The 23803-nt window shown below is 73.9% G+C and carries 14 protein-coding genes; 8 read left to right on the forward strand and 6 right to left on the reverse strand.

The window, feature by feature from the left end; all coding sequences use genetic code 11:
- Window positions 1–4: 4 nt before the first annotated feature.
- The 8 genes from WMF45_RS46780 (at window position 5) to WMF45_RS46815 (ending at window position 16400) form a co-directional block, all read left to right on the forward strand.
- Window positions 5–1636 carry a hypothetical protein gene (locus WMF45_RS46780; RefSeq protein WP_437713338.1) on the forward strand — a complete coding sequence of 544 codons (1632 nt, stop codon included), beginning with the start codon at window positions 5–7 and terminating at the stop codon, window positions 1634–1636.
- A 113-nt stretch (window positions 1637–1749) separates the two neighbouring features.
- Window positions 1750–3270 carry a hypothetical protein gene (locus WMF45_RS46785; protein WP_437713340.1) on the forward strand — a complete coding sequence of 507 codons (1521 nt, stop codon included), beginning with the start codon at window positions 1750–1752 and terminating at the stop codon, window positions 3268–3270.
- A gap of 487 nt (window positions 3271–3757) precedes the next feature.
- Complete coding sequence (locus tag WMF45_RS46790) at window positions 3758–4621, forward strand: hypothetical protein (RefSeq protein ID WP_437713342.1); 864 nt, start codon at window positions 3758–3760, stop codon at window positions 4619–4621.
- A 233-nt stretch (window positions 4622–4854) separates the two neighbouring features.
- A complete protein-coding gene (locus tag WMF45_RS46795) occupies window positions 4855–5877 on the forward strand; it encodes a hypothetical protein (protein ID WP_437713344.1) in 1023 nt (340 codons plus the stop codon).
- A gap of 54 nt (window positions 5878–5931) precedes the next feature.
- Window positions 5932–7209: a PP2C family protein-serine/threonine phosphatase gene (locus WMF45_RS46800; protein WP_437713346.1), complete on the forward strand. Its 1278-nt coding sequence runs from the start codon at window positions 5932–5934 to the stop codon at window positions 7207–7209.
- Window positions 7210–7328: 119 nt separating this feature from the next.
- Window positions 7329–11006 carry an FIST N-terminal domain-containing protein gene (locus WMF45_RS46805; RefSeq protein WP_437713348.1) on the forward strand — a complete coding sequence of 1226 codons (3678 nt, stop codon included), beginning with the start codon at window positions 7329–7331 and terminating at the stop codon, window positions 11004–11006.
- 67 nt (window positions 11007–11073) lie between these two features.
- Window positions 11074–14433 (forward strand): protein kinase domain-containing protein, encoded by a 3360-nt coding sequence (locus WMF45_RS46810; RefSeq protein WP_437713350.1) that lies wholly within the window; start codon window positions 11074–11076, stop codon window positions 14431–14433.
- Window positions 14434–14657: 224 nt separating this feature from the next.
- On the forward strand, window positions 14658–16400 hold the full coding sequence (locus WMF45_RS46815) for a protein kinase domain-containing protein (protein WP_437713352.1): 1743 nt from the start codon (window positions 14658–14660) through the stop codon (window positions 16398–16400).
- 117 nt (window positions 16401–16517) lie between these two features.
- Here WMF45_RS46815 and WMF45_RS46820 read toward each other — a convergent pair whose 3' ends face one another.
- The 6 genes from WMF45_RS46820 to WMF45_RS46845 all read right to left on the reverse strand — a co-directional run bounded on the left by WMF45_RS46820 (window position 16518) and on the right by WMF45_RS46845 (window position 23750).
- The gene (locus tag WMF45_RS46820) at window positions 16518–17177 is read right to left on the reverse strand and encodes a superoxide dismutase family protein (RefSeq protein ID WP_437713354.1); all 660 of its coding nucleotides are present in this window, start codon (window positions 17175–17177) and stop codon (window positions 16518–16520) included.
- A 243-nt stretch (window positions 17178–17420) separates the two neighbouring features.
- Window positions 17421–18452: a hypothetical protein gene (locus WMF45_RS46825; protein WP_437713356.1), complete on the reverse strand. Its 1032-nt coding sequence runs from the start codon at window positions 18450–18452 to the stop codon at window positions 17421–17423.
- A 186-nt stretch (window positions 18453–18638) separates the two neighbouring features.
- Window positions 18639–19808 carry a response regulator gene (locus tag WMF45_RS46830; protein WP_437713358.1) on the reverse strand — a complete coding sequence of 390 codons (1170 nt, stop codon included), beginning with the start codon at window positions 19806–19808 and terminating at the stop codon, window positions 18639–18641.
- Window positions 19805–21481, reverse strand: coding sequence for an ATP-binding protein (locus WMF45_RS46835; RefSeq protein ID WP_437713360.1), 1677 nt, complete (start codon window positions 21479–21481; stop codon window positions 19805–19807). The genes WMF45_RS46830 and WMF45_RS46835 overlap by 4 nt, the downstream gene beginning before the upstream one ends.
- Before the next feature lie 265 nt (window positions 21482–21746).
- Complete coding sequence (locus WMF45_RS46840; RefSeq protein ID WP_437713362.1) at window positions 21747–22937, reverse strand: hypothetical protein; 1191 nt, start codon at window positions 22935–22937, stop codon at window positions 21747–21749.
- A gap of 129 nt (window positions 22938–23066) precedes the next feature.
- The gene (locus tag WMF45_RS46845) at window positions 23067–23750 is read right to left on the reverse strand and encodes a sterol desaturase family protein (protein ID WP_437713364.1); all 684 of its coding nucleotides are present in this window, start codon (window positions 23748–23750) and stop codon (window positions 23067–23069) included.
- Between the last annotated feature and the right edge of the window lie 53 nt (window positions 23751–23803).

The following is a 23803-nucleotide window of genomic DNA, read 5'->3' on the forward strand; positions in this document are numbered from 1 at the left end:
GAGCGTGACGTGGTCTCGGGCGGCTCGGAGGGCGTCGGCTTCGCTCGCGATCGCCGCGCTGTGCGGGTGCGGCGCGAGCGTCGCCTCGGGGTGCATGTACCTCGGGAGCCACTGCTGGGAAGAACAGACGTGTGATGAAGGCGCCTCGGCGCTGCCGCCCGCGCCGCCTCCCCCGGCCTCGCCGTGCGAACGCGACCCGGTGACGGGGCCGGTGCTGGACGGCTGCGGGGTGTTCGTGCGCGCGCAGGGCGACGACCGCCACCCGGGCACGCGGCAGCAGCCGGTGAGGACGCTCGAGCGCGCGATCGTGCTCGCCGCGAGCGGACGGCGCGACGGGGAGGAGCCGACCCGGCGCGTTTATGCGTGCGGCGAGCGATTCGAGGAGGCGGTCGCGCTGCCCTCGGGCGTGGACCTCTGGGGAGGCCGTCGCTGCGCGGACGGGGACTGGTCGTTCGGGTGGTCGTTCGGGGGGCCCGATCAGCTGACCACCATCGCTCCGGGGCCGGAGGGGATCCCGCTCCGGGTCCTCGCCGCCGAGGGGCGGACGTCGACGATCTACGGGGTCCGGGTCGTTGCCGGCGAGGGCTCGGCGAGCGACGGGCGGTCGTCGATCGGGATGATCCTGAGCCAGGGGGCGAAGGCCCGGTTGGTGGCGAGCGAGGTCCACGCGGCCGGAGGGAAGGACGGGGAGCCGGGGGAAGACGCGCCGATTTTCACGGCAGACGAAGGGGTTTATGGCAACCACGGCGCGCCTGCGTGCAGCGCAGAGCGCCCCGTGGCGGCGGTTACAGCGTGCGATGACAGTATGGAATCGATCGGCGGGCGAGGGGGCGATGGGGGGCTCTATTCCGGTGAAGACGGCCAGCACGGCGAGCCTTACTCGATCGAGGACCCCTCGCAGTCGGGCCGAGGGGGGCTAGGTGCGGGCAGCGGGTCCTGCACGGACGGCCAAGGGGGCGCGCACGGTAAGGATGGCGAGCACGGGGCCGACGCGGCAGGCGCCGGTGTCCTTGACACCAGCGGCTGGGTAGGCGTTCGAGGGGCCGACGGCGACCGCGGAGGCATCGGCTGGGGCGGAGGCGGGGGCGGGGGCAGCAAATCGAGGTTCGAAATGATCGAGTGCCATCCCACCGGACCCCAGCGCGGCGCCGCCGGCGGCTCTGGAGGAGGCGGCGGCTGCGGTGGACGCGGGGGCAAAGGCGGAGGCCCTGGGGGAGCGAGCCTCGGGATCGTCGCGCTGGAGGGCGCCGAGATCACCCTCCTCGCCTCGCTGGTCGTGGCCGGCGACGGCGGCGACGGCGGCGGCGGCGGGAGAGGCCAGGCGGGCGGCATGGGCCACGCGGGGGGTCTTGGCGGGCTTTACACGCCATGGCTGGACTGGCGCGCGTGCAACGGCGGCAAGGGCGGCAAGGGCGGCAACGGCGGGCGCGGCGGTGACGGCGGCGGCGGGCTCGGCGGGCCCTCGGTCGGCGTGGCCACCGTGGGCGTCACGAAGGTGAGCTTCGAGGCAGGCGCGATCGTCAGGAATGGACACGCCGGCTTCGGCGGCTCAGGGAGCGATCCCAGCCGCCGCGATCCAGGCACCGCCGGCGCGTGGGTCGTGTTCCCCGCTGTAGATCCGGGGCCACCGCGATGAATGACCCCCGCGCGGGGGCTCCACGCAGGGAGCGACCGATGAGGATTGCAGAGATGGCGAATGACTCCCTGTGCAGGGCACCACGTCGAGAGAGACCGATGACGATTGCAGACATGACGCGCTTGTCCCTCCTGCTGCCGCTCCTGGCGGTGGGGTGCGGGATCGACCTTGGTCCCTACGAGGAAGGCCCCGCGCCGTGCTTCGGCGGGTCGTGCGCCCCCGAGCCGCCGGAGTCGGTCTGTCGCGAATACCTCACCGCGGATCGCGCGGTGGACGGCTGCGGCGTGTTCGTCCACTCGATGTTCGGCGACGACGCGAACCCCGGCTCACAGGACAAGCCGGTGCTGACCCTTCAGCGCGCCATCGAGATCGCGCGCAACGGACGGGGGCGTGTGTTCTTCTGCACGCACATGATCGGCTCGGTCACGGTGCCTTCCGGCGTGGACCTCATCGGGAGCTTCAACTGCCTCGACGGGACGTGGGAGCGCCTGGCCGAGGGGAGCTATCCTGTCGTCCAGACGCTCGACGACACGGTGCCGATCACGATCGAGCCGGCGCGCCCCGACGACACGGGGGCAGAAGACGGGGTGACGACCATCGTCGGCATGAGGGTATCGGCCGGGTCGGAGGTCGCGGTCTTCGTCCGGTCGGGCACCGAGGTGGAGATCATCGGGAGCCTGATCCTCGGGTCTTCCAGCTACAAGACGGAGCACGGACAGGACTGGTCCGGCCCGCCGGTGGCGCCGAGAGGCGTGAACGGCAAGGGCGGCGAGTTCGGCTGCACCGGGGAGATCGTGGCCGGCGGGGCCGCCGTGGTGAGCCCCTGTGACGAGGGCCCGGTGTCGATGGGCGGCAAGGGCGGTGACGGTGGCGTCGCCGATGGCGGCGACGGCGAGGACGGTTTGCCCATGCCGAACTCCGACGATCCCCGCGGCACGGGGCTCCGGGGCAGGGGCGATCACGGGAGTGGCAGCTGCGAGGACGGCCAGGACGGGCAATCGGGCGCGCGGGGCGCCGACGGAGCGCCGGGTCAGGGCATGGGTCGCATCACCGAGGCCGGCTGGATCGGAGGCAAGGCGGGCGACGGCGCCACCGGGGAGCCAGGCCATGGGGGCGGCGGGGGCGGCGGTCGTCGAGGGAGCCTCGCCATCTGCGAAAAGGCCAATTTGGCAGGGCCACCCGGCGGCGGGGGCGGCAGCGGCGGTTGCGGCGGCAAGGGCGGGGAGGGGGGCGACAACGCCACGCCGAGCATCGGGATCCTCGCGCTGCACGCCAAGGTGACGGTGCGCGACAGCGAGGTCGCCACGGTGTATCCGCTGGGCGCCGGGAGGGGCGGCGCGCCGCAGGTCGGCGGCAACCCGGGCTTCGGGGCGGCCGGCGCGTACTGGCCCGACGGCTCCGGCCGCGCGTGCGACGGCGGCGACGGCGGCTACGGGGGCTGGGGAGGCTACGGCGGCGGAGGGCGCGGCGGGGACTCCATCGGCATCGCCTACCTCGATGAGGACCAGCTCGTGCTGGAGAACGTCACGTTCGACCTCGGCGAGCCCAGCGAGGGCGGCATGGGCAATCCCAACGATCCCTCGACGTGGGGGGAGCGCGGCAAGAGGTACGAGACCTATCGCTTTCCCGAGTGAACCGCCCGCGGAGCGTCACTTCGGCCTGATCTCCGTGAGGACGAGCAGGTACTCCGGCGGGTTGTTCGGCGACAGCTTGGCGTACGGGTTCTCCTTGGTGGGGAAGCCGGTGAAGCGCTTCGTGCTGTACTCGCGAGATCGTGACCATCGCGGCGCCCTTCGCCGCAGGCCTGGCCGCGGGCGCCGCCGACCCCTCGCCGCGAGCCGGCTCGGCGCGGCACGGAGGCACCGAGAGACCCAGATCCGGCGGCGCTGTCATGGGCCCAGCGACGTTTCGCAGGAAGGCGGGAACTCTGGTCGCGGGAAGTCGCAGGAAGGCAGAAAGAACATCGCGATGTTTCATTTCTGACCTCCTCCTTCATGTCGGAGTGAAGGCGCTGCCTGAAAGTTAACTGCGTTGACAAACCGCCGGCAAAAAAGGTAAAAGTCGTAGTGTCGTCCTGAACTTGAAATCGATTCACTTCCCCTTTGCCAAGGAGCACCCCCAATGAGATCGAATCCGCTGCTGAACAAGCCCTGGAGCGCTCATCTCGGCTCGGCGCTGGCGCTGATCGTCGCTCCCCTGGCGCTGGGCTGCGTGAGCGAGATGGGCGATGAGGGCGAGGGGACGCTGGACGAGCCCGTCGGGGAGGCCCAGGCGGCGATCGGCTGGTCGGGGCACAGCTGGGGATGCGGCGGGAGCTGCGACCTCAACCTGGGGACGGACGTCGACCGGACGTGTTTCCTCGCAGGCGTCTGGGGCAAGCTCGGGGCCAGCTCCCAGGCCGCGGTGCGCGTACAGCGGTCCGGCGGCGACTGGATCCTCGAGGTCGACGCCGCCAGCGGCCAGAACCTGGGCGCCAACGCCGTGTGCGTCAACACGGCGGAGAACAGGACGGGTCAATACACCTGGACCTGGGGGCCGGGGGAGGGCCTGCCGACGAGCCTGGGATTCGGCACGTCGTCACGGCGGTGCTTCCTCACGCAGGTGATCAGCAACGGCGCGTTCAGGTTCAACAACTGGATCACGGACTACGCGAGGGTGCGAAAGGATGCCTCGGGCGAATGGTTCCTCGAGGGCGTCAGCACGACGGGCGTGGATACCCCGGTGACGGCCACGGTGAAGGCCATCTGCGTCGACGTGCCGCAAAACTACGGTGCATGGCAGTGGCTCGCCGGCAACAACCATCGCATCGACCTTCTGGCGAGCAATTCGGCCGGCGGGGTGGCGTGCGGCATGACAGGGCTGGGCGGGCCCTTCACGTCGAACAACTGGACCGATGGCGCCTGGCTCGAGTACAATCCAACGACGCTCGACTGGGAGCAGCACACCGTCAACAACAAGACGGCCTGGTCTCAGTGCGTCCGGTGACCGGCACGGCGGCTCGACGGGGCGATGCCGTACAGGGCCCGGAGCCGGCGCTGGGCGGCGGCGCCGCAGCCTCCGCATGTGCGGCCGCCTGCGGGGGCGAGCGTCCCCCGCGCCTCCACGCCGGCGCGGCGGCTCGGCGTCTTCACGGCACCTCTCGGACGCGCGCTGTGATGTAATGGGCCGTGTCCACCCCCGGGCAGCGGCTGCCCAGGGGGATAACCCGCGGTGAGCCCTTGAGCGCCTCTCCTCCCAAAGCGACGATCGCCGTCCTCGAGCGGAACCGCGTCGTCGGCCAGCGCATCGCCCGCGCGATGTCCGCGGCCTCCGGCCTGCAGGAAGTCCCCGTCGCCAGCGATCCCGCCGAGCTGCGCGCCCGGCTGTCCGAGCGACCCCTCCTGCTCGGCTGCGACGCCGCCGATCTCGACCTCGCGCTCGAGTGGGTGGCCGAGCGATACCCCAGCATGCACCTGCTCGTGTGGACCTCGGGCAGCACCGACGCGATCCTCCACGCCGCGCTGAAGGAGCCCCGCCTCTCCAGCATCGTCGGCTGGCCGAGCTTCGCCTCCATGCCGCGGCCCTGGGAGATCGCCCTCGCCGTCCGCCGCATCCTCAAGCCGCTCGCCCTGCCGCCTCGGCTCTCCGACCTGCTCTCGTGGGGCGCCACCATCGTGAAATGGCGCCCCCGCACGAGCGACGACCGCGACCGCACCGTCGCCGAGGTCGCGCACTGGGCCGAGCGCTCCGGCGCCCCCGCGCGGGTCGCCGAGCGGATCGCCTCGCTCGCGCACGAGCTGCTCATGAACGCGATGTACGACGCGCCCGTCGACCGCCGCGGCCGGCCCCGCTACGCCCACGACAGGCGGCGCGACCTCGTGCTCGAGGAGAACGAGATCCCCACCCTGCGCCTCGGCACCGACGGCGCGTACCTCGCCCTCCAGGCCCACGATCCGTTCGGCGGCCTCCGGCGACACCACGTCTTCGAGGGCATCACCCGCGGCCTGAGCGCCCGCGGCGCCGACTCGACGAGCGCCCCCGTGCTCGACACGTCGCGCGGCGGCGCGGGGCTCGGCATGCTCAAGATCTACTCGGCCGGCGCCGTGCTGGTCGTCGACGTCTCGCCCATGGCCTCGACCATGGTCACCTCCTTCTGGGACCTCGACGTCAACCCGCGCGAGTTCCGCTCGCTCCCGGCGTCCCTCCACTTCTTCGAGCGCTCCACGCCCGCGATCGAGACGCTGGAGCGGACCGGGTGGTGACGCCCGCGCTCGCGGCGCATGCGACGGGACGGCGAGCCGGCCGAGGCGGGCGCCATGGCTGAGATCGATCCGCTCCTCGCGCGGCAGCTCAGGCGCCTCGGGCTCGAGGACCTCGACGCGCCGCCCGACAAGGAGACCTGGCACAAGGTGGTCGCGCGCATCAGCGAGCACTACCGCCACGTCGCCGACGATCGGAGCCTGCTCACCCGCTCGCTCGACCTCTCCACGAACGAGATGGGCGCGCTGCACCGGCAGCTCCTGGCCGAGCGGGACCGCCTGCGCAGCGTCGTCGTGGCCATCGGGGACGCGCTGACGATCTTCCACGACGCCGCGAGCTCGCAGGTCGAGCCGTCGCGGCCGATCGAGGTCGGCTCGACGATCTCCACGGCCAAGCGGCGCTTCGCGTCGAAGCTCGGCGAGCTCTTCTCCCTGAGCAGCGCGGCGCCCGGCGGCGCGACCCAGGCCGCGCCCGGCAGCGCGACCCAGGACGCCGCAGGCGCGAGCGGCTCGGACGAGGCCATCAACGAGGTCCGCGTCCAGCTCGTCGCGCTCGGGGACCGGCTGGTGCAGCTGCTCTACGACACGGCGGAGAAGGCGTCGCTGAAGAAGCAGCTCGAGGTCGCGCGCGCCGTCCAGCAGATGCTCGTGCCGAGCGAGGACGTCATCGACAGGCCCTCCCTGCGGCTCGCCAGCCACTTCCAGCCCGCGGCGGAGTGCGGCGGCGACTGGTGGACGTTCCACGATCTGCCGGACGGCAGGCTGCTCACCGTCGTCGGCGACGTGACAGGGCACGGCATCTCGTCCGCCATCATCACGGGGGCGGCGAAGGCCGCCTGCGACGTCGTGCGCACGTTCGCGCGCGAGGCGATCAGCCCGGCGCAGCTGCTGCGGGTCATGAACTGCTCGATCTTCGAGGCGGGGCAGCAGAAGTTCCTGATGACGTGCGCGGCGTGCATCTTCGACCCCGGCGCCGGGTCGCTGACCCTCGCGAACGCCGGGCACCCGTTCCCTTATCTGGTCAGGAACAACGCGATCCGGCAGCTCGCCGCGCAGGGCGAGCCGCTCGGCGCGGCGAGCTCGGCCGAGTACACGTCGAGCACCATCGCCCTGGAGGGCGGCGACGCGCTCCTCTGGTTCACCGACGGCGTGACCGAGTGCGAGAACGAGTCGAGCGAGCAGTTCAGCGAGAAGCGGCTGCGATCGCTCTTCCAGAGCGTGGCCGCCTGCCCGCCCGAGGAGGCGAGGGACGCGATCGTCGAGGCGGTGTCCAGGTTCCGCGGCGAGCGCGCCCTCGACGACGACGTGACGCTCGTCGTGGCCCGCGTGTCGTGAGGACCTTGTAGAGGGCCAGGGGGTACGAGCGAGCTCGACCGCCACGTCATGGCGCCCGCCCCGTCACGACACGGCGCCCGCCGTCGCCCGCGTGCTGTAGCCTGAGCGCGAGGAGATCCATGATCCTCGAGACCTTCCACTACGATCGGGACACCAAGAAGTGGTCCGTGCGGGTGCTGCCGGTGCTCGACAGCGAGCGGACGCTGGTGCTGGCGTTCGGGGCGCCGGAGCTGCTCGACGACCCCGGGGCGATCCGCGAGCTGCGGCGGGCGTACCCGCGGTCGCACGTGGTGGGGTGCTCGAGCGCGGGGGAGATCGCGGGCACGTCGGTGCGCGACGGGACGCTGACGGTGGCGGTGGCGCGGTTCGAGCGGACGACGCTGGCGACGGCGCAGGTGGAGGTGGCGAGCGCGCCCGCGTCGTTCGCCGCGGGGCAGGCGCTGGCGCGCAAGCTGGAGCGGCCGGGGCTGCGCGGGGTGCTCGTGCTGTCGGAGGGGCTCGGGGTGAACGGCAGCCAGCTCGTGCGCGGGCTGAACTCGGTGCTGCCGGAGTCGGTGGTGGTGACCGGGGGCCTGTCCGGGGACGGGACGCAGTTCAAGCGGACGTGGGTGTGCGCGGGGGACGTGGTGCGCAGCGGGCTCGTGGCGGCCGTGGGGCTGTACGGCGACCACGTGGTGATCCAGCACGGGTCGAAGGGGGGCTGGGACAAGTTCGGGCCGGAGCGGGTGGTGACGCGCTCGGAGGGCAACGTGCTCTACGAGGTCGACGGCCGCCCGGCGCTCTCGCTGTACAAGGAGTACCTCGGGGACAAGGCGGCGGAGCTGCCGGCGTCGGCGCTCCTGTTCCCGCTGGCGTTGCGCGCGACGGCGCAGGACGAGAAGGCGCTCGTGCGGACGGTGCTGGCGGTGGACCACGACGCGCAGTCGCTGACGTTCGCCGGGGACGTGCCGAGAGGGCACCTCGTGCAGCTGATGAAGGCGGACTTCGAGCGGCTGATCGGGGGCGCGGAGCAGGCGGCGAGGGCGGCGAGCGAGGCGGGGAGGGCGGGCGGCGACAGCGCGCTGGCGATCGCGATCAGCTGCGTGGGGCGCCGGATCGTGCTGGGCGACCGGACCGAGGAAGAGGTCGAGGCGGTGGCGGACGTGCTGCCGAAGGGCACGCAGGTGACGGGGTTCTACTCGTACGGGGAGATCTCGCCGTACGCGACCGGCCACTGCGACCTGCACAACCAGACCATGACGCTCACCGTCCTCTCCGAGGCGCCCACGCCGCTCGCCAGGAGCGAAGGCCCGCGGGAGCGAAGGCCGCGCGCCGCGAAGCGGGCGCCGGCCGTGGCGGCGCGCGTCGTCGCGCAGCCGGCCGGCGGGATGGCGGAGTTCGAGGAGCTCGAGATCGCGTCGGACTCGACCTTCACGTCCGAGACCGCCTTCGACGCGCCGGCGTCGGCGTCGAACGCGACGCCCGGGCCCTCGCCGCTGTCCCCGGGGCCCGAGGGTGAGGAGCCGCGGCCGACCATCCGCGTGCCGCCGCCGAACGGCCGCAGGGCGTCGCAGCCGCACGGCGCCGAGCCCGCCTCGGGGCCGGTCTCGTCGGGGCACAGCCCCACCACCGTGGACCGGCCGCCGCCCGCCGCCTGGGCGCACCGCGCCGCGCCGACGCGGAGCGTGCCGCCCGCCGGCGCCGCCGGCCGCCTCGACAGCCTCGCGTTCGATCGGCGCACGATCGGCGACGTGCTCGTCGTCCGGCTCGCCGGGCGCATGACCGAGGCGTTCAAGGGGGCGGCGCTCGCGCGGGAGCTCGAGGGCAAGGTCCTGCTCGACCTCGCCGGCGTCGAGCGGATCACGTCGTTCGGCGTCCGCGAGTGGCTCCAGATGATCCACGCGGCCCAGCCGCGCCTCCGGGCCCTCTACCTCGCGCGCTGCTCCGAGCCGGTCATCAACCAGCTCAGCATGATCCGGCGGTTCGCCGGCAACGGGCGGGTCGTCTCGTTCTATGCGCCGTACTGCTGCGAGTCGTGCGGCGCCCAGTTCGAGCGCCTCGTCGACTGCGCCCACGACGCGGCCTCGCTCGCCGAGGGCAAGCCGCCCGACGCGGTGTGCCCCCGCTGCGAAGGCGCCGGCGCCTTCGACGACGACGCGGAGACGTATTTCGGGTTCGTCGCCCAGCACGGCGCCGGCGCGATCCCGAAGGAGGTGCGCGAGATCCTCCTCGAGCTCGAGAGGGCCGACGAGCCCGCCGTCGGCGACGCGGTGGAGAAGTCCGTCGAGGGGCGCGTCACCCGCTTCAAGGTGGGCAGCAAGCTGACCGCCACGATCCGCTGGAGCCGCATCATCGACGGCCTCGAGGGCCAGGTCGTCTTCGATCTGAGCAACGTCCCCGCGGTCACCGCCGACGGCGCGGCGCGCTTCGAGTCGGCGCTCCGCAAGCTCGACGGCGCCGTCGAGGCGATCCGCATCGAGGGCTGTCCCCGGCTGCTCGCCGAGCGCACGGCGGGCCCCTCGTGGCCCGAGCTCGCGCGGATCGAGTCCGCGGTCGTCGAGGGCCGCTGCGCGTCCTGCAGCGCGACCCGGACGGTGCTCGTCGAGGTCGATCGGCACGCCCCCCTGCTCCGCGGCGGCCAGGACCCGAGCGTGACCTGCAAGCGCTGCAACACGCCGCTCGCCTTCGACGGCTGCCGCTCGCTGCTCTACGTCCTCGGCGCCCACGCGGCGCGCATCCCCTCGGTCCCGCCGCCGCCCGCCCTGCCGGCGGAGAGCGCGCAGCAGCAGCCGGCCGCGGCGCCCGAGGCGCAGCAGCACGGCGCGGGCGCCGCCGCGCCGCAGCAGCGCGGCGCGGGCGGCAACGCGGGGTTCCTCGCGCTGCTCGGCGGGGTGGCGCTCGCGGCCGCCGGCTTCGCGGCGTGGCGCGGCGGCGTCGGCCCCGCCGCGGCGCCAGCGGTCTCGGCGGCGCCCGCGGCCTCGGCGGCCCCTGCGGCCTCGGCCCCTGCGGCCTCGGCAGCGCCTGCGGCCTTGGCGGCGCCCGCGGGCGAGGCGCGCGCGCCGGCGCCGCCCGCGAGCGGCCCAGGCACGGCGGGCTGGTCGGTCATGGACGACCTCCCGCCCGCGTGGGTGGAGCGGCCGTTCGTCATCGAGGGCGAGAGCGTGCTCGTCGTCGGCCGCGGCGGCCCCGCGGCCAGCGAGTCGGGCGCGCTCGCGGCGGCGCGCAACGGCGCGATCGAGCGCCTCACGTCCGGCCTCGCCGCGGAGCTCGCGGGCTCTCCCGCGGCCGAGCTCCTCGCCGCGCAGCCGCCGGCCGATGCCGGGGCGGCGCAGCGCGCGGAGGTCGTCGAGCGCATCGCCGGGCGCTTCCTCGCGCAGGTCGGCGCGTTCGCGACGCCCGAGCGCGTCGACGCCGTCGTGCGGCGGGAAGGCGACGGCATGTTCGCCTTCGCGCGGTACAGGCTGTCCCGGCAGAGCTTCGACGCGGCCGCGGAGCTCTACCGCCAGACCGCCACGTTCCAGGGGCTCACCGTGGCGCGCTTCTTCCCGCAGCTCGAGGCGCGGGTACGCACCTCCGGCGAGCTCGTCGTCGTCGCGGCGGAGCGCCCGCGGCGGGGCGCGGATCCGGGGGTCGTCGCCGGGGACGTCGTGCTCTCGGTCAACGATCGCCCCGTCCATTCGGTCGAGATCTTCGCGAAGGCCACGGCGGACGCGTGGGCTCGCGCGCCGGCCGGTGGTACGATGTCCCTCCAGATCGAGTCGCGCGGTGAGCGCCGCAGCGTGAGCTTCGCGAAATCCCAGGCCGAAGGCCCTCGTTGAGCACCATGACCGCCCGCCGCGCTCCTGGAGAAGTGACGCCGCCGGCTCGCGCGATGGAGGCGGTCGAATGACCGAGCGCCACGCCGCCGGCCCCATGAGCGCCAGCTCGCGCCAGCCCACCACGCTCGGCAGGTACAGCCTGATCAAGAAGATCGGCATGGGCGGCATGGCCGAGATCTGGGTGGCCTCCGTCGCGGGCATCTCGGGCGTGAGGAAGATCTGCGTGGTCAAGCGCATCCTCCCGCACCTCGTCGACAGCCCCGAGTTCGTGCGGATGTTCCTCGACGAGGCGCGCATCGCCGCCACCCTCGACCACCCCAACCTCGTCCAGATGTACGACATCGAGGACGTCGACGGCGTGCCGGTCATCGCGATGGAGTACCTCCACGGCGAGGATCTCAGGACCGTCCGGAAGTCGCTCCGGTCGGCGAACCGGCGGATGCCGATCGAGCACGCGATCACCATCGCGGCGGGCGTCGCGGCCGGGCTCCACTACGCGCACGAGAAGGTCGGCTTCGACGGCAAGCCGCTCGACATCGTCCACCGCGACGTGTCCCCGCACAACGTCATCGTCACCTACGACGGGGCCGTGAAGATCCTCGACTTCGGGATCGCGAAGGCGGCGAACCGCGTCAACGAGACGCGCGACGGCGCGCTCAAGGGCAAGGTCCCGTACATGTCGCCCGAGCAGTGCACGAGCGAGCACCTCGATCGCCGGAGCGACATCTACTCGGTCGGCCTCCTGCTCTACGAGATGTCGACGGGGAGCCGGATGTTCCGGCGCGGCGCCACCGAGTTCGAGCTGATGCGGGCGATCGTCGAGGACCCCGTGCTGCCGCCGAGCGAGGTCTGCGCCGATTACCCGCGGGGGCTGGAGCGTATCCTGCTCAAGTGCCTGGAGCGGGATCGGGAGAAGCGGTACGCGACCGCGAGGGATCTCCAGATCGACCTCGAGGCGTTCGCCCGGGAGGAGCGGCTCGCCACCTCGGCGCTCGCCCTGTCGTCGTTCATGTCGGAGCTGTTCGGCCAGCGCGTGGAGGTGTGGCGGGGCGCGCTCGCCTCGGGGACGGACCTCGAGTCGCACATCGTCGCGAAGCAGGAGGCGAACCAGAACGAGGACTCCTTCGGGGGCGCGCTCGACGCCGTCGGCGGGGCGCAGCAGGCCGCCGAGACCGGCCGCCCCGGCGCGGTCGCCACGAAGCTCTCCGCGCCGCTCTTCGCGGCGTCGCGGCCCGACGCCGCGGGGGATCTGGACACGCCGCCGCGCTCGAGGAAGCTCCCCGCGCTGTCGCTCGCGGACGCCGGCGCCGGCGTGGAGGGCGCGGAGCCCGAGGGGGCCCACGGGCACGGGCCGCGGGCCCTCACGGTGACCAAGCGGAGGCTGGGCAGCCTGCTGATCGTCTCGCTGTCGGGGCGGATGACCGAGGAGCTCCAGGGCCTCGCGGTCGCGCGCGGCATCTCCGGCCGCGTGCTCTTCGATCTGGGCGGGGTGCAGCGGGTCACGTCGTTCGGCGTGCGCGAGTGGATGGCGATGCTGGCCGAGGTGTCGCGGAGCGCGTCCGAGATCTACATCGGCCGCTGCACCGAGCCGATCGTGAACCAGATCAGCATGATCCGCCGCTTCTTCGGGGACGGGCGCGTCGTGTCGTTCTACGGCCCGTACCGGTGCGAGCGCTGCGGCGCCGCCTTCGATCGGCTGTTCGACTGCGACAGGGACGCGCACCTCGTCAGGACGCACGAGCCGCCCGCGAGCCCCTGCCCGCGCTGCGGCGCGGCTGCGGTGTTCGACGACGACGCCGAGAGCTACTTCGCGTTCGCGGCGATCCACGCGGGGATCGATCTGCCGGAGGACGTGCGGGCCGCGCTCGACGAGCTCGCGCGGCTCGACGCGGGGACCCACGAGGCGATCGAGAAGACGGTCGACGAGCGCGGGACGCGCATCCGCGTGCGCTGCAAGCTGGACGCGCACGTCCGGTGGAAGCGCGCGCTCGACGGGATCGAGGGGGCGCTGGTGCTCGATCTCGCGGGCGCGGCGGGGGTGACGGCCGAGGGCGCGAGGGCGCTCGCGCTGTCGCTCCGCGCGCTGGGCGGCGAGGTGACGTCGATCCAGATCGAGGGCTGTCCCGTGGTGCTGCTCGAGCACCTCGCCGCCGAGAGCCCCCCGCTGCGAGCGGAGGTGGTCTCGGCGGTCGTCGAGGGCACCTGCGAGCGGTGCAACGCGCCCCGGCAGACGCTGCTCGACGTGAAGGAGGCCGCGCAGGCCGCCCGCGAGGACCGGGAGCCGTACGTGCCGTGCAAGCGGTGCAACGCGCCGCTCGCGTTCCCGTGGCTCCGGCCGGCGCTGAAGCGCCTCGGCGCCGGGCCGGAGCCGGCGCCCACGCTCGCCGGAGCGCCCGAGCCGGCGACGAAGCGCTCTGCCGCGGGGGGGCATGTGACGACGGCGTGGGCGCCGGCAGGGGCGCCCGCGGGTGCAGCGGCGCCGGCTGCGGCGCCCGTGGGCGCGGCGGCGGCGGCGAGGGCGCCGGCGGGTGCAGCGGCGCCGGCGGGGGCGTCTCCGCCGGCCGCGGCCACCTCGGCGGCCGGCGGCTCCAGCTCGCGCGGGGTGCTCGCGGCATTCGCGGCGGGGGCGCTGCTCGTCCTCGCCGTGGCCTTCGCCTACCAGAGCCGGGGACGCCCGCGCACCGCCGCCGGGGCGGACCCGCCGCCCGCGCCGAGCTCGGGGTGGCGCGCGGCGCCGCCGGCCGAGGAGGGCCCTCCGTGGATGGACCGGCCGTTCACCGCCGAGGGCGACGCGATCTTCGTGGTCGGCGAGGGCTCGGGCGCCAGCCGAGAGGCGGCGCTCGCGGTCGCGCGCGCCGACGCGATCTCCCGGCTCGCGAGCAACGTCGTGCCGGCGCTCGCGGGGTCGCAGGCGTACGGCTTCATCCAGGCGCACGGCGGCGGCGCGCGCCGCGCCGGCATGGCGGAGGCGGAGGCGAGCCGCTACCTGAAGCAGGTCGGCGCGTTCGCCACCCCCGAGCGCGTCGACGCGCGCTTCCAGGAGCGCGACGGCGCGGTGGCGGCCGTCGCGCGCTACCGCATGCGCAAGGAGAGCTTCGACGCGGCCGTGCAGAGCTACCGGAGGACGGTCAGCGCGCTGGGGCTGACCGTGGCCCCCCTCTTCCCGCTGCTCGAAGGCGCGCTGAAGACGAGCGGAGACGCCGTCGTGGTCGCCGTGGAAGACCGCGGCCCCGCCGCGGCCGCGGGCGTCCGCGTCGGCGACGCGGTGGTCGCGATCAACGGCCGGCCGCTCGTCAGCTTTGAAGCGATGCGTCATGCGCTGCCGAGCGCGCAGGAGGGCGCCACCCTCGAGCTCACGCTCGAGTCGGGCGGCGCGCGGCGGACGATCGCGATCAAGAGGCCGAGCGGGGCGCCGGAAGGGGGCTGAGCCAGGGCGGGCCGCGCCGCCGTGGTGCGCTCCCCCGAGCGCCGCGGCGCGCGGTGAGGGCGTCCGCGACATCGCGCGGCGCCGGCACGCGAGCGTCGCGCCGGCCAGCAGAGGGCGCCGAGGGCAAGGTGCGCGTCGCTTCCTCGGCATCGGCTGTCCGGCCGGCGATCGGCTGCGCTATGCTGGCTGCCGCGGCGCGGCGCTCTCGGTCGGAGGTTTCGAACATGCGCGGCCTGGAAGAGATCGAAGGCCTGGAGGTCGGAACCCTGATCGCCGGCAAGTACCGCGTGGACCGGCTGCTCGACAAGGGCGCGATGGGCGCCGTCGTCGCCGCGACCCACGTCGATCTCGACGAGCTGCGGGCGATCAAGGTGCTGCTGCCGGCCACCGCGGCCGATCCGGAGATGTGCGGGCGCTTCCTGCAGGAGGCGCGGATCGCGTCGCGGCTCAGGAGCGAGCACGCGGTCAAGGTGCACGACGTCGGGCGGCTCGAGAGCGGGCTGCCGTACATGGTGATGGAGTTCCTCGACGGCCGCGATCTCCGGGTCATCCGCAAGCAGCGGGGCCCGCTGCCGGTGGAGGAGGCGACGCTCTACGTCCTCCAGGCGTGCGACGCGCTCGCGGAGGCGCACGCGCTCGGGCTTGTGCACCGCGACGTGAAGCCGGCCAACCTCTTCCTGACGCACACGCGCGAAGGGACGCCGTGCATCAAGGTGCTCGACTTCGGCGTCTCCAAGGCGTCGCAGGCCGCGCTCCTCGGCGTCGCCGAGATGCGGACGAGCACGGGCCAGATGCTGGGGACGCCCCACTACATGCCCCCCGAGCAGATGCGCGGGCAGCGCGACGTCGACGCGCGCGCGGACATCTGGGCGGTCGGGTCGCTCCTCTACGTGCTGCTCACCGGCCGGTATCCCATGCACGCGCGCTCGGTCCAGACGGTCTCGCTCGTGCTCGGGGGCAAGTTCGTGCCGGAGCTGCCGTCGAAGGTCTGCCGCGGGCTCTCGCCGGACATCGATCCGATCATCATGCGGTGCCTCGAGCGGGATCGCGACAGGCGCTGGCCCGACCTGGCGGAGCTCACGCTGGCGCTCCGCCCCTTCGCGCCGCCCGCGGCGCAGCCGCTCGTCGACCGCATCCAGCGCATGCTGCGCGGGGGCCTGCGCGACTCGCTGTCCGGGGCGCGCCCCGGCGTGGATGGCGCCGACGCGGGGGAGCGCGGCTCGATCCCCACCACCATGGGCTCCGGCCCGTCCACCGGCGGCATGGCGATCGAGCCTCGCCCGGAGCTGCCACCTCCCGCGTTCCCCGCGGCTCCTGGGGAGGCGGATCCGGTGGAGCGGAGCGAGGCCCTCACGGTGTCGGACCGCTCGCGCGCCCGGGCGGAGACCGACCTTGTGGAGCGGAGCGAGGCGGCGACGGTGTCGGACCGCCCGCACGCCCCTGGGGAGGCGGATCCGGCGGAGCGGAGCGAGGCCGTCACGGTCTCGGAGCGCCCGCGCGCCCGGGCGGAGGCCGACCTGGTGGAGCGGAGCGAGGCGGCGACGGTCTCTGGCCACCCGCGCGCCCCTGCGGAGGCGGATCCGGCGGAGCGGAGCGAGGCCGTCGCGGTCCCGGACCACGCGGGCGTCCGGGCGGAGGCCAGCCCTGCGGCGCGGAGCGAGGTGGCGGCCGGCTCGGACCGGCCGCAGCCCCGGGTGGAAGCCGGCCGTGTCGGGCTCGGCGCGGCCGGCCCAGCTCCGGAGAGGGCGCGCGTCGAGGAGGACGCCGACGAGAAGACGCTCGCGGACACGCTCCGGCGGCTGCGCTCGCCCTTCAGGGCGGGCTACGTCCTGGCGGCGGTGGCGGCGGCGGCGATCGTCGTCGCGCTGCTGGCCAGCGGAGCGCGGCCCGAGGAGCGGCCGTCGGGCTCCAGCGCTTCCGGGCCCCCGAAGGTAGAGGGCGTTCCGGTCAGCGCTCCGCCCCGGTGACACCGGAGAGGGAGACTCCCGCCCTGCGGGCGCTCGGGGAGAGGCCCTCTCAGGACAGGCGGTGAGGTGGAGTCGACGTGTCGTGAGCGCGGAGCTGTGGACCGCGCCACGCGCGCTTCACTTGCCCTGCGAGATGACGCCGCAGCCGATGCGGCCACCGGCGTTGCCGGCGGGCTGGCCGCCGTCATCCGCCTTCTCGTGGACGATGATGGCGCGGCCGAGGAAGGTGTTCGGAGCGCCCTCCTTGAGATTCGCGCCCTTGGCGATGATCTCATGGGTGCCGGTCCCATCGGCCTTGACCTCGATATTGCCGAGATCGCCGAGGTGGCGAGCCGTGGCGTCGGGGAGGCCGTGCGGGTGGTTCTCGGGGTTGTAGTGCGCGCCCGCGCTCTTCGCGTCCGGCGCGCTGCAATCGCCGGTCTCGTGCACGTGGACGGCGACCTTGCCCTTGGGAGCGCCCGAGACCTGGACGGCGACCTTCACGCCGCCCTCGACCTCGGTGAAGGTCGCGGTGCCCTTGAGCTTCGACTTGGTCCGCGCCTCGATGGGCACCGAGATGCTCACCGGCGGCGCAGGCGGCGCGGCTTCAGGCGCAGCGGCCTCCGGCGCCGCGGCGCCCGCCGGCGGACTGGCCTCGGGCGCCGCGGGCGTCTCAGGCGCAGGCTGCGGCTGGGCGGGGACGTCGGGGACCGCAGGGGCCGGCTCGGGCGCGCCGCCACAAGCGGTGGCGCCCAGGACGAACGAGGCGAGCAGCGAGAGACGATAGGCCGGTTTCATCACAGAGGAGACCTCCAGGTTCGTGAGGCGTTGGACCTCCGCCGTCTCGTAGAGCGGTCCTGGCGAGCGATCAATCGGCGAACCCGACATTCGTCAGGCGCGCCGGCTTCAGGCGCACCGGCGCGCGGCCAGCCCCGCTCGCGCCGGCCCCGGCGCCGCGGGCAGCGTGCGCCCGACCCCTGGAAAGGGACCAGCGAGGCGCGGAGTCCACCTCCGCGCCTCGCCGAGCTCAGCGGCGCGCGCTCACTGCGCGGGCGGGCAGCCGATCGGCCCGGTGCCGATCACGACGTCATCGATCCACATCGAGCGGGCGGAATCCGCCTGATAGGACTCCCAGCCGAGGCCGATGCTGTCGAACGTCGGCGCCTTCCACGTGTAGTTCTCCACGTTGTTGGCGCAGCCCTGGCCCGTCCCGGACACCTTGAGATCGGCCAGCTCCGCGCCATTGAGCCAGAAGCGCATCTCGTTCTTCGGCCCGTCGAAGCTGAACTCGACGCAGGTCCACGCGCCGGTCGGGACAACCGTCGTCTCCTCCGCGTGGTGCCAGCAGTCCGTCTGCGGGCCGGTCTTCGGGTCGGCCCAGTACCCGGGCGTATCGTAGTTCGCCATGAGCTGGCTGCCCGCCGTGACCGGGTGCTGCCCGCCGTAGCGATACTGTGCCGCGTAGGGCTTTCCCTCGAAATCGCTGCCAGGAATGGTCCCTGAACCGTCGATGATCGTCCAGTGCACATCCCCCGTCGGCGCAGCCTCGAGGAAGAACATCATGCGACCATGGATGACGTTCTCCTCGGGGGAAAGGCCGTCGGCGTCCGTGAACTTGATCATGGCCGACTTGTAGTTGCTGTCTCCCGAGCTCGCGGGCGTGGTCACCTTGAGGGACTTGGCGCCGCTGTAATGCTTCGTCGTGTCGACCGACACGGTGGAGCCCGTCATGGCCGTGTAGACCGTCCACGCGCCCAGCTTCTCGCCGTTCGCGCTCTGGCCCTCGTACGACTCGAAGTCGTCGCAGAGCAGCGCCGCGCAGGCCGGGCCGCCGCCGGTCCCGCCGCCCTCGCCGGCGCCGCCGCCGCCGTTTGCGCCGCTGCTGGTGGTGGCGCTGCCGCCCTCGCCGGCGCCGCCGCCGCCGTTTGCGCCGCCGCTGGTGGCGCCGCCGCCCGTGCCGGTGGTCGAGGACGACGACGTCGTCGTGCCACCCTCGTCATCCGAGCACGCAACCGCGCCCGCCGCAAAGGTCGCGAGCAGGCCAAGCAAAGTAACGCTAATTCGAAGATTCATGTTCGTTTCTATCCTCCGCGGCGACTATTGCACGAGGTCATCGCGTGGTTCAAGAACGAACGTTTTCGGCAGATCGCACGATCCAGGCGCTGGAACTCGAATGGCCCGGCGGTGCGGGGCAACACGAAAATGCCCGGGAGCAGCCTTGTACAGCCAGCCTATCGGGCCGGGAGCGAGCGTGAACGATCAACCCCCGTCCGCCCCGCCGCGCCCGCCGCCCGAGAGCATCGCCTCCGGCGAGATCGCATAGAGCCTCTCCTCTCCCTGCTTTCCCCGGATCCGCACCAGCGCGGGCGTCGCTTCTCCCGGGCTCCCGGCCGCGGTGAACGTCGCCTCATCCATCAGCAGGCCGCCGGCCTTCGCCTGCGCCTGAATCCGAAACGCTGTGTTCACACGATCGCCGATGATGGTGAACTCCCGCCTGCCGCTCGACCCGATGCTCGCCAGGAGGACGGGCCCTGTCGAGAGCCCGAGCCGCGTCGGGAAGGCGGGCCGGCCCTGCGAGCGCTGGTGTTCGTTGAAGGCCGCGACGCTCTGCTGGATCCGCTGCGCCGCCGCGAGCGCGTCACTCGCGCCCCGGAAGAACGCGAGCATGCCGTCGCCAACGTACTTGTCGACCTCGCCCGCGTGGTCGTAGACGATCTGCGCCACCGTGGCCATGTAGAGGCTGAGATCCGCGATCAGCGGCCCGGGATCCTCGCTCTCCGAGAGCCGCACGAACTCCTCGATGTCGCTGACCAGCACCGTCAGCACCTCGCGCGCCGGCGGGCTCGGCCGGTTCGACGACACGCTCTCCTCGATGCTCTCCCACGCCCGGTCGGACAGGTAACCGCGCAGCGCCGCCTGCATCTGGCGCACCTGCGCGTAGCGCTCCTCGAGCTCCCTCCGCTGCCGCTCGAGCTCCCGGCGCTGCCGGTGCAAGAGCAGCTGCGTCCCCACCCTGGCGAGCACCTCGCGCAGCTCGAACGGCTTCGTGACGTAATCGACGCCGCCCGCGTCGAACGCCATCACCTTGTCCCCGATGCCGGTCATCGCGCTCAGGAAGATGACCGGGATGTCCGCCGTCCCGGGATCCCCCTTGAGCCGGCGGCACACCTCGTAGCCGTCCATGTGGGGCATGCTCACGTCGAGCAGGATGAGGTCCGGAGGCGCCGCCGCCGCCGACATCAGCGCCATCGCGCCGCTGATCGCCGCCCGCACCTCGTAGCCCTGCGCCGTCAGCATCGAGGTCAGGAGCGACAGGTTCGCCGGCATGTCGTCCACGATCAGGATGCTCGCGGGCTCTTCCCTGGGGCGCTCCGGCCGCGCGCCCGGGGCCGCCCCGCGGGGGGCTGGCTTTGCGTCGGTGTCCGTCATGACGGCTCCTCCTCGTCGGCGCTCGATAGCGCCAAGATGCTGTCGAAGCGATACCCCCGCGCGAGCTCGGCCACAGCCCCCGCGAGGTCCGCGTCCTCCGGCCGGAACCGATCGAGCGTCGCCTGGACGGCCTTCGCGTCGAGCCGGGTCGCCGCCCGCCGGAGGTCCTTGCGGAGCGCGGCGGGCAGCCCGGCCGCCGCCCGGGCGAGGTCGACGGCCTGCGCCCCCTGGGCAGCGCCGGGCTCGGCGGCGCGCTCCTCGTACTCGAAGCGGGCCCCGAGGTGCTTCGTCAGGAGGCCGAGGATGTCCGCGTCGCGGAACGGCTTGCTCACGAAGTCGTCGCACCCCGCCTCCGCCGCGAGCGCCCGGTTCTGCTCGAACGCGCTCGCTGTCATCGCCACGACGACCGTCTCGTGCCCCCGCGCGCTCGCCTTGATGCGGCTCGCCGCCTCGTAGCCGTCGAGCAGCGGCATGCGGAGGTCGAGCAGGACGAGGTGCGGCGACCACGTCTCCCACTGCGCCACGGCGCCGAGCCCGTTCGTCGCGCTGCGCGCCTCGACGCCCACCGAGTCGAGCAGCTTGAGCAGGCAGTGGCGCACGTCCCACCGGTCGTCGACGACGAGCACGCGGTACCTCGGCTGGCCCGGCGAGAGCCCCACGGCCCGGAGCGCCGCCGGGTGGCGCGTCGCGCCGCCGGCGCGCGCGTCGGGCGCGTCGGCCAGCGACAGGCGCACGTCGAAGCGGAGCGTCGTCCCGCGGCCGACCTGGCTCTCCACCCGGATGTCGCCCCCCATCATCCGCACGATGCGCCGGCTGATGTGCAGGCCGAGGCCCGTGCCCTCGCGCGACTGGCGCCCGGTCGCGGTCTGCGCGAACGCCTCGAAGAGCTCCGCGAGCTCCGCCTTGGCCATGCCCCGGCCGGTGTCCGTCACCTCGAACGACACCCGCACCCGCCCCGCCGCCGCGCCGTCGTGCGTGCCGCCCTCACGCACGCCTGTCGCGCGCCGCGCCGAGGCGCGCAGCGTGACCGACCCGCGCGGCGTGAACTTCAGCGCGTTGCCGAGCAGGTTGATCAGCACCTGCCGCAGCTTCCCTTCATCGCCGCTGACGTGCCGCGGCACGTCCTGCTCCCGCTCGACCGTGAGCGTGAGGCCCCGCTTCTGGGCCTCGACAGCGAACATCTCCGAGAGCCCCGAGAGCGTGTCGTGGAGGTCGAACTCGGCGTCGACGAGCGTCATGCGGCCGGCCTCGATCTTCGCCATCTCGAGGATGTCGTTGACGAGGCCGAGCAGGTGCTCGCCGCTCTTGCAGATGACCGCGAGGTTCTCGCGGTGCCGGTCACCGAGCGAGGGGTCGCGCTCCACGAGCTGCGCGAAGCCGAGGATCGAGTTGAGCGGGGTCCTGAGCTCGTGGCTCATGTTGGCGAGGAACGCGCTCTTCGACCGGCTCGCGGTCACGGCCTCGTCCCTCGCCCTGCGCGCCTCCTCCTCGGCCCGCCGCGCCTCGGCGAGCTCCTCGCCGAGCCGCAGCGAAGAGGCGCGGCTCGCCGCGAGCTCCTGCGCCTTCCGCTCGAGCTCGAGCTCGCGCGCGTGGAGCCGCCGGCGGAGCGCCCAGAGGGCGATCAGAAGGAGGGTCCCGACGACCACGGAGGCGGAGATCCCGACGACCTGCATGCGATGTGCCCCACCCGCCTCCTGCGCGGCGGGAAAGACCGGAGCGCCGATCCCGTCGGAAGGCACCGATCAGGTTACAGGAGTTCGGGGCAGCCCGTGGGGGCCCGATCGGGCGCGCCGCGCGGCTTTTGGCGGCGGAGCGGCGCGCTCGTCAGGCAGACCACGGAATCGGCGGAGCCGCGCCGCGGCAGCGCGACGCGGCGGTCGGTTCTCCACAGCGTGTTCACGCGCCGCTCGACGGCGCGGGTTCACGCGCTTTCACGCGTCATGGCGCGCCGCCGTCCCGCTTCGCTCGCCGCGGGGGTGTGACAACCTCATCGGTCGGCGGCGGGCCTGCGTCTCCGCGCGGCGGCGGGCCTGCGTCTCCGCGCGGCGGCGGGCTGGCGTCTCCGCGCGGCGGCGCGTCGCTGTCTCCCTGCGCGGGCGGCCGCCTGGGCGGGAGCGCGGGCTGGCGGAGGCCGCGCAGCGAGGCGAGCCGATCGACGAGGACGCCGGCCTCCTCGGCCGACAGCTTGACGCGCGCGTGGAGCGCCTTGCCCTCGGCCGCGATCGCGATGCGCTCGAGCACGGCGCCGAAGCCGATGAGCCGCGTCGCGAAGTCCGCCGCGCGCGTGTCTCGCGCCGCGCGCAGCTCCGCGCCGAGCGCCTCGCAGGGGGCCTCCGCGTCGCAGAGGACGGCGGCGTGGACGGCGATCTCGGGGCCGAGCGCGACGCTGGCGCCGCCGGAGAGCAGGGACGCCGCGGGCGATCGGCCGGAGCCGCTCAGCGCGAGCTCGCGCCCGATCTCGGCGCGCTGCTCGGGCGTGAGCACCACCGTGACGCGCGCCGCCCCCTCGCCCACGGCGCGGGCGATGTCGTCGTGCGCGGCGCTCGCGCCTACGCTCCCTCCGACGTTCCCGCCGCGGCCTTCGGCGGTGTCGATCATGGCGCGCAGGTACGCGCCCCCGCCGAGCAGGATCGGCCCCCCGGGGCGCACGGCGATCTCGCCGTGGCCCTCGGCGCTCGCGTCCCGCACCGCGCGGAAGCTGCCGATCCCGGAGACGACCGGCCGCCCGCCGCGGGCCTCGATGACCTTGGAGGCGCACGCGAGCAGCGCCTCGTCCTGCACGGCGCCGGCCGCGACCAGCCCGAAGTCGCCGCCCTCGCCCGCCGCCGGGATGGCGATCGCGACCTCGGTCAAGGCGGCCACCGGGTCGAAGCCGCACACGTCGCGCACCTTGCCGAGCCCCGGGATCTCGCGCTCCTCGCGCAGGAACGAGGCGAACGCGGGAGAGGCGCGCAGCGCCGGGAGATCCAGCGTCGCGACGAGCATCGCGCCCGCGGGCACGGCGTCGAGCGCGCGCGGCGCGGCGGCGGGGGGGCTCTCCCGCCGGCGGCCGAGGAGCCAGGCGACGCCGCCGCCGAGCAGCACCCCGACGAGCAGGAGGACGAGGCCGTCTCTGGTCCGCGGCTGCACGCGCGACCCGTTAGCACACGGCCGCGGCGGACGCCCCGGCGGGCGCGCCCCGCGCGTCCCGGCAGGGCGGAGGATGGCGCTGCGCCAGGGCGCGCCCGTGCGTGGCGGCTGCGCGCCCCCGCGCCGCGGCTACGCGCCCTTGCGCGGCGGCGACCAGCGCGTCCCGCGGACGAGATCGAACACGGGCACGGTCACGTTGAAGTTCCAGCGCTTCATGAGCCGGGGATCATGGTGCCTGCGGTGGTGCTCGCGGAGCCGCGCGAGCCCCGGGATCCGGTACACCGGGCTGTCCGCCGGCAGGTGATACGCGAGGTGCAGCCACTCGTAGCTGACGAAGAACACCATCGCCGTCGCGAGCCCGAGCAGCGCCGCGTCCCGCGAGAACAGCGCGCCCGCCGCCGCGGCGAGCGGCAGCAGCAAGGCGAGGACCAGGAGCGCCGAGGCGGGCGGCGTCAGCACCAGCCAGAGCTCGCGGGCGCTCCGCAGCGCCATGTCGTCGGCGGTGAAGGCGAGGTGGTGCTCGCGCTCGTGGCGCTCGCACAGCGCGCCGAGCAGCGGCGCCCGCCGGTGCAGCACCGACCTGTGCGCCCACCACTCGAAGGCGAAGCCGAGCAGCAGCGTCGCCGGCACCGCGAGGAGCTCGACGGCATCGACGGCGTCGAGGAGGCGCACCGCCGCCGCCAGCACGAGCGCGCCGAGCAGCGTGGGCGCCGCGAGGTGGAGCGCCGGGCGATACCCGCGTGGGATCCGCGCCGCGATCTCCGCGCGCCGCCGCGGCCGCGGCCGCGGCGACGCCGGCTCGTTCACGACCATCGAAAACTATGAATTCTAAAAAAACAGAACGCAAGCGCGGGCGAGGCCGCCGG

The sequence above is a fragment of the Sorangium sp. So ce448 genome (assembly GCF_051520915.1).
Lineage (GTDB): Bacteria > Myxococcota_A > Polyangia > Polyangiales > Polyangiaceae > Sorangium > Sorangium cellulosum_B.

Excerpts from the sequence above, each read along its gene's own strand:
- WMF45_RS46785 (WP_437713340.1), top strand. The coding sequence starts at position 1,750 with ATGACGCGCTTGTCCCTCCTGCTGCCGCTCCTGGCGGTGGGGTGCGGG.
- WMF45_RS46790 (WP_437713342.1), top strand. The coding sequence starts at position 3,758 with ATGAGATCGAATCCGCTGCTGAACAAGCCCTGGAGCGCTCATCTCGGC.
- WMF45_RS46800 (WP_437713346.1), top strand. The coding sequence starts at position 5,932 with ATGGCTGAGATCGATCCGCTCCTCGCGCGGCAGCTCAGGCGCCTCGGG.
- WMF45_RS46805 (WP_437713348.1), top strand. The coding sequence starts at position 7,329 with ATGATCCTCGAGACCTTCCACTACGATCGGGACACCAAGAAGTGGTCC.
- WMF45_RS46810 (WP_437713350.1), top strand. The coding sequence starts at position 11,074 with ATGACCGAGCGCCACGCCGCCGGCCCCATGAGCGCCAGCTCGCGCCAG.
- WMF45_RS46815 (WP_437713352.1), top strand. The coding sequence starts at position 14,658 with ATGCGCGGCCTGGAAGAGATCGAAGGCCTGGAGGTCGGAACCCTGATC.
- WMF45_RS46820 (WP_437713354.1), bottom strand. The coding sequence starts at position 17,177 with ATGAAACCGGCCTATCGTCTCTCGCTGCTCGCCTCGTTCGTCCTGGGC.
- WMF45_RS46825 (WP_437713356.1), bottom strand. The coding sequence starts at position 18,452 with ATGAATCTTCGAATTAGCGTTACTTTGCTTGGCCTGCTCGCGACCTTT.
- WMF45_RS46830 (WP_437713358.1), bottom strand. The coding sequence starts at position 19,808 with ATGACGGACACCGACGCAAAGCCAGCCCCCCGCGGGGCGGCCCCGGGC.
- WMF45_RS46835 (WP_437713360.1), bottom strand. The coding sequence starts at position 21,481 with ATGCAGGTCGTCGGGATCTCCGCCTCCGTGGTCGTCGGGACCCTCCTT.
- WMF45_RS46845 (WP_437713364.1), bottom strand. The coding sequence starts at position 23,750 with ATGGTCGTGAACGAGCCGGCGTCGCCGCGGCCGCGGCCGCGGCGGCGC.